An 11,838-nucleotide genomic window follows, 5' to 3' on the forward strand; every position below is an offset into this window, starting at 1 on the left:
TTCTCCTACAGGCTCTTGATGATGTCGTTCGCGGTGTCCTCCGCGTAGTCGAGTTCCGCGACCAGGTTGATGCCGCTGTCGCCGGCCTTCGCGACGATCTCGCTGATCTTCTTGATCAGGTCGTCGAGGTCCTTGGTGGCCTGGTCCACCTGCTCGTGGTACTGCTTGCCGATCTCGTCGTCGCCGCCGACCTTCTTGTTGGCGTCGTTGATGTTCCTGACCTCGCCCGCGATCTTGTCGATCAGGGTCTTCAGCTCGCCGAACTCCGCGAAGCGCCGCTTGAGGTCCTGGGTCTTGGCGAAGACGTTGTCGGAGCTACTCACGGAACTCCTCCTGCCGTCCGGCCCGGCGCCGCTCCGCCTCCGCATCCTCGCCGTACCCGGGCCGCATCGCCCGCAGCGGCTCCAGCAGCTGGTCCAGGTCGCTGCCGCCGGTCATCGACATCCGCAGCATGTCGCCGACGCCCTCGAAGCCCTTGATCGCCTCGATCACCTGGTCGCCCATCTTCGCGCGGGCCTCGTTGAGCAGGTCCGTGAGCAGGCCGCCGAGCTGGGCGGGCGCCATCTCCTGGTAGCCGGTGGTGTGGAAGGTCAGCGCGAGGACCTGGCCCTGCGGGCCGACCTTGACGGTCACCATGCGGTCCTTCGAGGTGACCGTCGCGGAGGACTTGGCGAGGTCGGCCTGGACGGCCTCGGCCTTCGCCGTCTGGACCCGGAGGGCCTCCATGGCCTCTTCGAGCTCCGCGCTCATCGCGCCGAACAGGCCGTCGGGGCCGAAGGGGTCGGTGGTGGCGGGCATGGTGAGTCCTTTCACGTTCGCAGGTGTGGACGGGTGGTCAGCGGCCGATGACGCCGCTGACGGCGGTGCTCTCGGTGCCCCACACCTCTTCGTCCTCCGCCAGCCAGGTGGTGCGCTGGCGGTCCTTGTCCTTCTGGCCCGGCGCTCCGGCACCGGCGCCCGCGCCGGGCGGCATCATCGGCGGCATGCCACCGGTGGTGGACATGCCCTTGCCGGTCAGCGCCGCCCGTTCGGCCTCGGCCGCCGCCTTGGCCGCCGCGGCCTTCTCCGCCTCGGCGGCCGCCTCCGCCGCCGTCCGGGCCTGGAGGGTGTTCGGGTCGCCGCCGCCGGTCAGCGCCTTGGCGCTCATGCCGCTGCGGCCGCCGGCCAGCAGGCCGCTGCCGGGGAATCCCCCGCCGACTCCGTTCGCGCCACCGCCCGAGTCGCCGAACGACAGCCCGAGCGGGTGGTAGGTGCTCGGGCTGAAGTCGCTGCCGGGGAGCAGCCCGTCGCCGCCACCACCACCGAAGCTGGAGTCGAAGGCGTGGCGCTGGTCGGCCAGCAGCTGGGAGACCTCGGAGATCGGCTTGCCGTCCGGGTCCAGCAGGATGCCGTCGGAGTCGATCCGAGAGCCGGGGGCGACGACGACCTGGTTGCCGTTGCCGTCCAGGACGGGCTTGCCGTCGGGGCCGATCACCCGGCCCTTGTCGTCGATGATCGAGCCCGGCGGCACCTTCATGTGGTCGCCCGAGCCGGTGCCGACGGTCGCCCCGTCGGGCGCGGTGATCGGCTTGCCGTCCGGGCCGAGGACGGGCCGGCCGTCCGGGCCGATCACCTGGTGGGTCGTCGGGTCGATGTGGCTGCCCGGCGGCACGGTGAGCGGGTCACCGTGGTCGTTGAAGATCTGCTTGCCGTTCTTGTCGAGCAGGGGTACGCCGGACCCACCGTCCCCGAGCGTGGGCAGGCCGCCCACGCCGCCGTGGTCCCCGATCCCGCCGGGCCCGGTGGTGAGGCCGGGGCCGAAGTCCGTGGAGCCGGGGCCCTTGAGGCCGCCGTCCAGGCCGGCCGGGCCGTTCGGGCCGCCGCCGGTGAGGCTCTTGAAGTTGTCGTTCATCCCCTTGCTCATGTCGGTCAGCGACTTGTTCATGTTGTTGTTCATGTCGCTGAGGTTCTTGCTGATGTCCGAGAAGGGGTCCTTCTTCGACGGGTCGTCCGTCGGCGGCGGGTTGTACGGCCTGCGCATCGACGGCGTCTTGACGCCCTCGGACAGGGCCTTGACCGCGGGGACGTACGCCTTGTCGAGGGTGGTCGCGGCCTCCTTGGCGGCCTTGTCCAGGAAGTCGGCGACGTTCTTGAGCCAGATCTCCTTGGCCCGCTTCTCCGCCTTCTTCCAGAAGTCGTCGCCGTGCGGGTCGCCCCAGGCCGTCGTGACCTGGAAGTCCGGAGTGCCGTAGACCGTGATCGTCGGTCCGTCGGAGGTGGAATTGGTGACCGACCTCTCGTTGACGGTGACCTTGGCCGTGGACATCCCCTCGATCAGGGAGTCGAAGAGCGGGTTCACCGGCCAGGCGTCGCGGCTGTTGCGGTAGTTGTCCTGGCCGTACCACATGCTGAGGACCGCGTTGCCGATCGCCTCGCGGGCGGCCTGGAGGTAGCTGTGGACGTGCTTGTCGTGCAGGTTCTTGGCGAGGTCCTCCAGCTCGCCGCCGAACATACCCAGCATGGTCTTGAACGCCCCGGCCGCGCTGCCCTGCCAGTCGGCGCCCGGCGCCGCGATGTCGCCCGCCCATCCGTTGACCACCGGCGCCCAGGTCTGCAGCAGTTGCTCGGCGCCGGTGAGCGTCGAGACGGCGGTGTCGAAGCTCCAGACGCTCATGGTGTCGTTCTCGGCCGGCGAGTGGGCGAGCGGCATCAGGACGTCGTAGCCCTGCTGGATCCACTTCCCGAGGTCGGTCGTCCCCGACTCGAACTGCGGCCAGTTGAGGTTGCAGCCGATGACGTGACTCCACTGGCCGCCGTCGCTGCCCGTGAAGTTGTACGACCACCAGCAGTCGTAGCCCTCGTTGCCACCGGTCTGCTTGAAGTAGTTCAGGGTCTCGTACTTGTGGTTGGCGATCCACTGGACCTTGTCGTCGCCGGTGACGGCACTGCGCTGGGTGAAGGTGGTCTGGGCGGAGCTCGCGAAGACCGTCAGCATGTCTTCCCAGGTCTTGTCGGCCATGCGGGTCACAGCTCCAGGGGCGTCGGGGCGCGGGGCGGGCCGGAGGGAGGGGTCGGCCCACCCCGCGGGTCAGGGGGCTGACGGCGCGGGCGCCGTCGGGCAGGGGGCTCGGGGCGGGGGTCAGACCGTGAGGTTGGGGCCGCCACCGCCGAGGACGTCACTGATCAGGTACATCATCTGCGCGGCCGAGAGGGCGTCGTCCGCGCCGTTCTTCAGATCCCGCTCGGCCCTCGACAGGTCGTCGATCATCTTCTGGACCTGGTCCTCCAGCGACTTGAACTGGTTCTCCAAGGACTGGCAGTACTTGGTGAAGTTCGACTGGATCTGCTTGACGCTCGGCAGCACCGTCCCGCCACCGGGCAGGAGGTTGGCGTAGTCGCCGGAGAACTGCCCGCCGCCGATCCCCAGGACGAACTGCTGGAGCGCCACCCGCGTGGGGTGGGTCCGCAGGTCCTGCAGCATCTTGGTCAGCTTGGTCTGGGCGAAGTCGAGCAGGTAGGAGTCGGTGACCTTGAAGGTGTTGCCGTCGTCCTCCCCGCCCGGCTTGTTCTTCGGGTCGTCGGTCGGCTTCTTCTTCGGATCGTCGTCGGCCGGCTTGCCGTCGGACACCGCGGCTCACCCGGTCCTAGTAGTTGAAGTTGGAGCCGGCGCGCTTGTCCGAGTCCCGGATCAGGCCGTGGACCTCGTCCAGGGCGGCGGCGGCCTTCGCCACGTCGTCCGTCATGGCCGTGTCCGCGCTCGACAGGATGTCGGCGTAGGCCTTGCCGCCGTCGGCGTAGTCACCGTGCAGCTCGTGGCCGAGGCCCTGGGTGAGGAAGGTGCGGGTCTGCTCCATCATCTCGTGCATCATCTGGCTCTGCTGGCGCAGCATCGCCGCGGCCTCGTCGATCTGCTGGTGGTGGAGTTCGATCCGGTCGTCTGCCATCGTTCGTTCCCTTCGGTCAGCGGTGGTGGCGGCCGTCGTCCGGCCGGTGGGTGCGCCGGCGGTGTCGCCCGCCGGCCGGTGTCAGCTCAGGCCCTTGACGATGTCGTCGCCGACCCCGAGACCGGAGACGATCTGGACCGCGTCCTGGCCCGAGCCCTGGATCAGGCCGGAACCGCTGGTGAGCAGGTCGTGGAACGTCTTGTACTGCTCGCGCACCTTGTCGTACTTGGCCTGCCAGTCCTGCATCTTCTCCACGAAGACGGTGCTCGCGGCGGCCTGGAAGTGCGCGGTGATCTCCTCGACGATCGCGGTGATCTGACGCTGCGTCTCCTGCATGTGCTGGTCCTGCGCCTCCACGGTGGTCAGCACCTGCTGCACTACCGCCGGATCGTTGAGCATGTTGTTGCCGGCCATGCGATTCCCTTCTGGGGGTGGGGCGCCGGTCGGTCGCCGGCGCCTTCGGTGGGGCGGGCGTGCGCGGCCCGGCATAGTGAACGGGCGCGCACGGCCTTCGGGTTCAGCCCCCGCAGGGGTTGGCGGGGGCGGCCGCGCCGACCACGCCGCCGCCCGCCAGCGCGGCCGGGTCCAGGCTGGGCCCGGTGGGCAGCAGGCCGAGCAGCCGGGTCGGGACGGCCGTCGGGGCGGCCTTGGCGTAGCCGAGCTGTTTGGCCGCGGCGGGCGAGGGCAGCGGGTACTTCACCCCGGCGTCGGTGACCAGGTAGAGGGTCGATCCGGCACCGGAGGCGGTGACGGCCAGGGCCAGCGCGCCGCCGCCCGGGCGCACCGCGATCCGGTCGGCGCCGCCGCAGGCCGGGGCGACGCCCGGCTGGGCGGCCGGGGACTGGCCGGGGACGGCGTCCGTCAAGGTGAGGGCGACGGCGGCCGGGCCGGCCGCCGGGTGCAGTTCGGCACACGGCGCCCGGCCCTCGCCGACGGTCGCCAACTGCGGTGCCCGGCCCGGCAGTTCGGAGCCGCTCCAGGCGGAGACGGTGGCTGCTGGCGCCTGGTGGGCCGCGAGGTCCGCCGGGCCGACCGGGCCCGGGGTGACCGCCGCGCCACCGTACGCCTCCCGCTGCGTCCGCGGGTCCCCCTGGACGAGCTGGAACATCGTGTCCCCGAGCGGCACCAGGCCGTCCCCGGCGAGCAGGTAGTGCTCCCCGCCGGGGCCGGCGAACAGCTGGCCGACCTTGGTGGCCAGGCCGGCGAGCGCCGGGCCGGGGGTGCCCCGGCCGGGCAGGTCGGGGGCCTTGAGGTCCGGCCCGACCGGGACGGCGTCCAGGAAGCCGGCCGTCACGGGGTACGGGGTGGCGGTGGCGTAACCGAGCGCCCGGAGCCCCCCGTTCGCCGAGTCGATCCGCAACCGGTGGCCGCGCCACAGCAGTTGGGGGGCGCCGTCGGGGCCGGCCGCCAGCACCGCGTGGTCGTCGCCGATCGGCCGCCCGCCGCGGCGCAGGCCGATCGACAGGGTCAACTGCGAGGTGCTCCGGCCGGCCTGGGAGACCGGGACGGCGCAGGCCGACCAGTCCGCCGGGCCGAGGTCCTTGTCAGCCGGAAGTCCGTCGGGGGCGCCGACGATCCCGACGACCGCCCCGCGCGGAGTGCTGTCCAGGGAGGCGGCGCTGACCTGCGCGAACCTGAACTGCTCACCTGCGAGCAGCCGGGCGCTGGCCTGGTTGAGCACCGGGCGTAGCTGGCCGCCGGCGTAGAGGTAGCGGGCGCCGCTCTCCTTGACCACCACGAGGGTGCCGGGCTTCTGCCAGCCGGTCGCGCCACCGGGTTCGACGAGCCCGTAGATCCCCACGCCGACGCCGATCAGCAGCCCGATGGCGAGCCCGACCACGGCGCCGCGGGTGGTCCGGGCGACGGGCGTGTCGGGTGCGTCCGGCTCTCCGCGCAGCATTCCGGAGGAGACCCGGCTCATCACGAACAGGTGGGCCTGCACCTGGTCGCGTCTGGACTGCATGGGACGTCTCCCGGGGTCGGTGGTTCGGTCGGGGGGAGGCTTCGCCGGGTCAGCCGGCGACGGCCCGGAGCATGTGGTAGAAGCCGAGCGCCTGGAGTGCGAGCGGCAGCAGCGCGAAGGCCGCGAGGGAGTGCAGCAGGTCGGCTGCGCGGCCCCAGTACGGCAGCAGGCGGCGGCCGGGGACGGCCCAGGCAACGACCAGCAGCACCGCGGCGACGACCAGCAGGCCGGCGAGCAGGGTCAGTCGGCCCTGTGGGCTGCCCTGCAGGCCGAGCCGCCCGGCCAGCAGCACCAGCCCGTACAGGCCGGGCAGCACGACCCCGAGGCGCTGCCGGAGGCTGCCGATCTCGCGGGCGTGCAGCAGGAGCAGCACCGACAGGTCGGCGGCGGTCGCGGCCGGGCCCCAGCCGTCGGCGCCGGCCAGCAGGGTCAGGCAGACGGCGCAGGCGAGACCGATGCTGATGAGGAAGCCGGTGAGGTAGCCGTCGGCGACGTTGCTGCGGGCGAGGACGTCCTCGGCCGGGAACGGCTCGATGTCCTCCTGAAGTTCCTCCGCGTTGCGGGGCAGCGCGGGCAGCCGGAGCCCGGCGAGCTTGAAGGCGAGCCCGGGGACGAACGCGCCGAACAGCACGGCAGCGCAGGCCAGTACGGCGGCGGAATGCTCCGGCGGCACGTCCCGGACGGCCATCGCGCCGGCGCCGAGGCCGACCACCGCGACCAACAGGACGGAGAGGAAGAACGGCGCCGAGGCACCGACGACGGCGAGGGCCAGCACGGCGGCGCCGGCCCCGGCGGAGCCCCCGGCGAGCAGCCGGTCCGCGCCGTCCAGACCGGGCACCAGGGTCGCCGCGGTGACGGCGTACCCGATCCCGGCGGCGCCCAGAGCGGTGCCCGCGCCGGTGTCGCCGACCGTCCGGGCGGCGCCGCCCGCGCCGAACAGCAGCAGTACGGCGGCGGTCGCGGCGGCGGCGCAGCGGATCCGGTCGGGGCCGGGCAGGAGCAGCAGGGCCACGCCGCCGGCCAGGGCGACCAGCGCGGCGGCCACCGCGAGGTGGTGGGTGAGTTCGGGGCGCCAGGAGTCGCGCCGCTCCAGCATGCCGCTGCGCACGCCGTCGACCAGGTCGTCGAAGTGGACCGGCGGCAGCTCGGCGGTGCGCGGGCGTAGGAAGAGCTCCTCGCCGTCGTGCAGGCCGAGCGCGTCCAGGGTGCGCTCCTCGTCGAGGGGTTCGCCGCCGAGCCGCTGCAGCACCCAGCCGGAGTGCTCGGCGCCGGCCTCCTCGGCCTCGGCGCCGGCGTGCCCGAGCACGGCCGGCATGAGGTCCGCCAGGACCACGTCGGACGGCACGGCGAGCTCGAAGGCCGTCTCGGGCGCGCGGAACCTCAGTCTGCACAGGCCGGCCACGGCTGCACCACTCATGCTCTCCCACTCTCCGGTCTGCGGGCTTCCGACCGGCATTACGTGCGTCCCTGCGGCAGCGGTTCACCGGGCCGGTGAACCGCGGCGGGGGCGCGGTCCGTGCGATGGGTCGACAGGTCCACGCGTGTGTGAGGAGAGCCCCGTTGAGCCAGGTCGTCGTCGACCGTCCGCCCCGGCGCTCCGGGCCGGAGATGCCGGACGGGGACATCCAGCTGCAGGAGCCGCCCGGTCTGCCCGAGCCGCAGAGCGGGCTGGCCACGATGCTCACCATGGCGCCGATGGCGCTGAGCTCGCTGTCGATGGTGTTCATCTTCCTCAACCCCAACACCGCCAACGGGCCGCTGACCTACGTCGCGATCGGCATGATGGGCCTGTCCGCCGTCGGCATGCTGGTCACGCAGCTGATCCGGGGCGAGAGCGACCGCAAGCGGCAGCTGCGCGGCGAACGCCGGGACTACCTGCGCTACCTGTCCCAGATCCGCCGCCAGGTCCGCCGCCACACCGTCAAGCAGCAGCAGGCGCTGGCCTGGCGCCACCCCGAGCCCGCCGCGCTGGCCACCATGGTCCGCACCTCGCGGCTGTGGGAGCGCCGGGCGGGCCACCCCGACTTCGGCGACGTGCGGATCGCGGTGGGCGCCCAGCGCCTGGCGGTGCGGCTGGCGCCGCTGGCCACCAAGCCGGTCGAGGACCTGGAGCCGCTGTGCGCCCACGCGCTGCGGCGGTTCATCCACGCCTACGGCACGCTCCAGGAGCAGCCGATCGCGGTGCACGTGCGCGGCTACGCCCACGTCCTGCTGCGGGGCCAGGAGGAGGACGCCGGCACCGACGCCCCGGACCCCGGCGAGGCGCAGCGCTCCCTGGCCCGGGCGATGGTGGCGCAGCTGGCGTTCTTCCACGCCCCGGACGAGCTGCGGATCGCCCTGGTCACCGCCCCGGAACGGCGAGCCGACTGGGACTGGCTGAAGTGGCTGCCGCACGCCCTGCACCCGAACGAGACCGACGGGGCCGGCCCGGTCCGGCTGGTCGCCGCCTCCATGGTGGAGCTGGAGCAGCTGCTCGGCACCGAGTTCGCCGGCCGCGGACCGTGGGAGCCGGACGTCCAGCCCGGCCGTGAGGAGCCGTACACCCTGATCGTGGTCGACGGGGCGCCGCTGCCCTCCGGCGGCCGGGCGGCGCTGGCCGGCTACCGCAACGCGACGGTGCTGGACGTGGACGGCGCCCTGGAGTGGAAGCACGCCAAGCACCGGCTGCGGCTGCGGATCACCGCGGCCGGCGGGCTGGAGCTGGTCGCCTCGGACCGCAACCGCAAGGACAGCGTCACCGCGCTCGGCCGCCCCGACGCCCTCGGCCCGGCCGCCGCCCGGCGCTACGCCGCGCTGATGGCGCCCTACCGGCTCGGCAACGCCGCGGACGGCGCGGAACCGCTCGCCACCGACTTCGACCTGACCTCACTGCTGGGCATCAAGGACCTGCACCGGCACGACGTCCGCCGGGCCTGGTCCGAGCGGCCCGCCGAGCAGCGGCTGCGCGTCCCGCTCGGCCTGGGCTCGGACGGCACCCCGGTGGACCTGGACATCAAGGAGTCCGCCCAGGGCGGCATGGGCCCGCACGGCCTGCTGATCGGCGCGACCGGCTCCGGTAAGTCGGAGCTGCTGCGGACCCTGGTGCTGGCCCTCGCCCTGACCCACTCCTCCGAGACGCTCAACTTCGTGCTCGTCGACTTCAAGGGCGGCGCGACCTTCCTCGGCCTGGACCGCCTCCCCCACACCTCGGCCGTGATCACCAACCTGGCCGACGAGGCGGCGCTGGTGGACCGGATGCGCGACGCCCTGCACGGCGAGATGATGCGCCGCCAGGAGCTGCTGCGCTCGGCGGGCAACTACACCTCGCTGCTGGACTACGAGGCCGCCCGCGCGTCCGGCGTCCAGCTGGACCCGCTGCCGACGCTGTTCGTGGTGGTCGACGAGTTCTCCGAACTGCTCGCCGCCCACCGCGACTTCATGGAGCTGTTCATCATGATCGGCCGGCTCGGCCGCTCGCTGGGCGTCCACCTGTTGCTCGCCTCCCAGCGCCTGGACGAGGGCAGGATGCACGCCCTGGAGTCCCATCTGTCGTACCGGATCGGTCTGCGCACCTTCTCGGCGATGGAGAGCCGCGGCGTGCTCGGCGTGCCCGACGCGTACCACCTGCCCTCCCAGCCCGGCAACGGCATCCTGCGCAGCGACATCTCCACTCTGACCCGCTTCAAGGCCGCGTACGTCTCCGGCCCGTACCGCCGGCAGCGGCCGAGCCCCGCCCGGCAGGCCGCGGTGGCCGGCCAGATCGTGGCGTACGGCACCGAGTACGTCGCGCCCCGGCAGCAGCCGGTGGCGGCCGAGCCCGAGCCGGCCGAGGAGAAGACCGCCCACTCCCTGCTGGAACTCGCCGCCGAGCGCCTCACCGACGCCGGCCCGCCGGCCTACCGGGTCTGGCTGCCGCCGCTGGACGTGCCGCCCACCCTGGACGAGCTGCTGCCCCCGCTGGCCCCACACCCCGAGCACGGCCTGACCACCGAGGGGTGGCCGCAGCGCGGCGGGCTGTCGGTGCCGATCGGCGTCGTCGACCGGCCGTTCCAGCAGATGCGCGACCTGCTCACCGCCGACCTGTCCGGCGCGGGCGGCCACGTCGGCATCGCCGGCGGCCCGCAGAGCGGCAAGAGCAACCTGCTGCGCGCCCTGATCACCGGCCTGGCGCTCACCCACTCACCGCGCGAAGTGCAGTTCTACTGCCTGGACTTCGGCGGCGGAGGCCTCTCGGCGCTGCGCGGGCTGCCGCACGTCGGCGGGGTCACCGGGCGGCACGACCCCGAGCGGGTCGGCCGCACGATCGCCGAGATCAACGCCATCATCGCGCGCCGCGAGCAGAGCTTCGCCCGGCTGGGCATCGACTCCGCCGCGTCCTTCCGGCGGCGCCGGGCGGCCGGCGACCCGGAGCTGGCCGACGACCCGCACGGCGACGTCTTCCTCGTCGTGGACGGCTGGAACACCCTGCGTCAGGAGTTCGGCGAACTGGTCCAGGTGCTCGGCCTGATCGCCGGCCGCGGCCTCAACTACGGCGTCCACCTGGTCATCACCGCGACCCGCTGGGCCGAGGTCACCAGCGCGCTGCGCGACCAGCTCGGCACCAAGTTCGAGCTCCGGCTGGGCGACTCGGTCGATTCCATGATCAACATGCGGGCCGCCGCCACCGTCCCAAAGGTGCCCGGCCGCGGCCTGACCGACGAACAACTGCACTTCCTCACCGCCCTGCCGCGCATCGACGGCACCGGCGACCCGGACGACCTCGCGGACGGCGTCGCCGACCTGGTCGAGGCCGTCAACGACCACTGGACCGGCCCCCGCGCGCCACAGGTCCGGATGCTGCCGCTGCTGCTGGAGGCGGCCGCGCTCCCGGCGCCCGAGGGCCGGCTGCGGATCGCCCTCGGTCTGGAGGACCGGGAGATCTCCCCGCTCTGGCACGACTTCGAGGAGTCTCCGCACCTGATGGTGATGGGCGACAGCGAGACCGGCAAGACCAACCTGCTGCGCCACCTGGTCAACGGCATCACCGCTGCCTACACCCCGGCCGAGGCCAGGATCATGCTGATCGACTTCCGGCGCGGCCTGTTCGACCTCGTCCCGGAGGAGTACCGGCTGGGCTACGCGGTCGCCGTGGACGTGCTCAAGCAGATCGTCCAAGGCGCGGCACGGGCCATGGAGGGCCGGGTGCCGGGCGAGGACATCAGCCCGGCCCGGCTGAAGCTGCGCGACTGGTGGACCGGCGCGGAGCTGTTCATCCTCGTCGACGACTACGACCTGATCTCGGCACCGCTCACCGGCCACCCCTTCGCCCCGCTGCTCGACCACCTCGCCCAGGGCACCGAACTCGGCCTGCACCTGATCGTCGCCCGCAGCGCCAACGGCGCCGGGCGGGCCATGAGCGACCCGCTGCTGCGCCGGCTGCAGGAGGTCAACACCCCGGCGGTGCTGCTCTCCTGCCCGCCGAGCGAGGGCGTGCTGTTCGGCAACGTGAAGCCCCGCCAGCTGCCGCCGGGCCGGGCACTGCACATCACCCGCCGGCGCACCGTGCAGCTCCAGACGGCGCTGGTACCCGAGCCGGAGGCGGCGGACGGGCCCTGAGGACGGGTGGGGCGCAGGACCGGTGGAGCGTAGGAGGGGTGGGGCGCCGGACCGGTGAACCGCGGGCCGTACCGGCGCCGTATAGCTGGCCGGGACGCCGCTCGTGCGGGTCCCGACGATCGAGCAGGGAGGCGTACGCCCATGGCTGAGGTGGAGCCTCGCCCGTCATCCGCCGGGGCCCCCGTGCCCACCGCCGGGGAGCCGCGATGAGCGAGCGGAGCGAGCTCACCATCAAGAGGTGCGCGTTGTGCGAAGCGCCTGCCGAGCGCAGCGAGGTGGGCGCATGAGCGAGCGGAGCGAGCTCACCATCAAGAGGTGCGCGTTGTGCGAAGCGCCTGCCGAGCGCAGCGAGGTGGGCGCATGAGCGAGCGGAGCGAG

Annotated in this window: 9 protein-coding genes; 1 reads left to right on the forward strand and 8 read right to left on the reverse strand. The window is 73.0% G+C overall.

Translation table 11 applies throughout. The annotated features are described in order from the left end of the window. Positions 1-5 precede the first annotated feature (5 nt). The 8 genes from ABZW30_RS41150 to eccD all read right to left on the reverse strand — a co-directional run bounded on the left by ABZW30_RS41150 (position 6) and on the right by eccD (position 7,303). Entirely contained in the window at positions 6-323 is a 318-nt protein-coding gene (locus tag ABZW30_RS41150; protein WP_355676435.1) for a hypothetical protein, read from the reverse strand. After that, positions 316-798, reverse strand: a complete 483-nt coding sequence (locus tag ABZW30_RS41155; protein ID WP_355676436.1) for a YbaB/EbfC family nucleoid-associated protein — start codon at positions 796-798, stop codon at positions 316-318. The genes ABZW30_RS41150 and ABZW30_RS41155 overlap by 8 nt, the downstream gene beginning before the upstream one ends. Before the next feature lie 37 nt (positions 799-835). Then, complete coding sequence (locus ABZW30_RS41160) at positions 836-2,998, reverse strand: hypothetical protein (RefSeq protein WP_355676437.1); 2,163 nt, start codon at positions 2,996-2,998, stop codon at positions 836-838. A 120-nt stretch (positions 2,999-3,118) separates the two neighbouring features. Next, complete coding sequence (locus tag ABZW30_RS41165; RefSeq protein ID WP_355676438.1) at positions 3,119-3,607, reverse strand: hypothetical protein; 489 nt, start codon at positions 3,605-3,607, stop codon at positions 3,119-3,121. A gap of 16 nt (positions 3,608-3,623) precedes the next feature. Further along, complete coding sequence (locus ABZW30_RS41170) at positions 3,624-3,923, reverse strand: hypothetical protein (protein WP_355676439.1); 300 nt, start codon at positions 3,921-3,923, stop codon at positions 3,624-3,626. Positions 3,924-4,004: 81 nt separating this feature from the next. Next, positions 4,005-4,337 carry a WXG100 family type VII secretion target gene (locus tag ABZW30_RS41175; RefSeq protein WP_355676440.1) on the reverse strand — a complete coding sequence of 111 codons (333 nt, stop codon included), beginning with the start codon at positions 4,335-4,337 and terminating at the stop codon, positions 4,005-4,007. Positions 4,338-4,440: 103 nt separating this feature from the next. Next, the gene (gene eccB / locus ABZW30_RS41180; protein ID WP_355676441.1) at positions 4,441-5,886 is read right to left on the reverse strand and encodes a type VII secretion protein EccB; all 1,446 of its coding nucleotides are present in this window, start codon (positions 5,884-5,886) and stop codon (positions 4,441-4,443) included. 49 nt (positions 5,887-5,935) lie between these two features. After that, on the reverse strand, positions 5,936-7,303 hold the full coding sequence (eccD, locus tag ABZW30_RS41185) for a type VII secretion integral membrane protein EccD (RefSeq protein ID WP_355676442.1): 1,368 nt from the start codon (positions 7,301-7,303) through the stop codon (positions 5,936-5,938). Between the two features lie 191 nt (positions 7,304-7,494). On the opposite strand from eccD, the gene eccCa reads away from it, so the two are divergent. After that, complete coding sequence (eccCa, locus tag ABZW30_RS41190; protein ID WP_355676443.1) at positions 7,495-11,460, forward strand: type VII secretion protein EccCa; 3,966 nt, start codon at positions 7,495-7,497, stop codon at positions 11,458-11,460. The last annotated feature ends 378 nt before the right edge of the window (positions 11,461-11,838 follow it).

Origin of the sequence: Kitasatospora sp. NPDC004669, assembly GCF_040609455.1 — a bacterium.
Lineage (GTDB): Bacteria > Actinomycetota > Actinomycetes > Streptomycetales > Streptomycetaceae > Kitasatospora.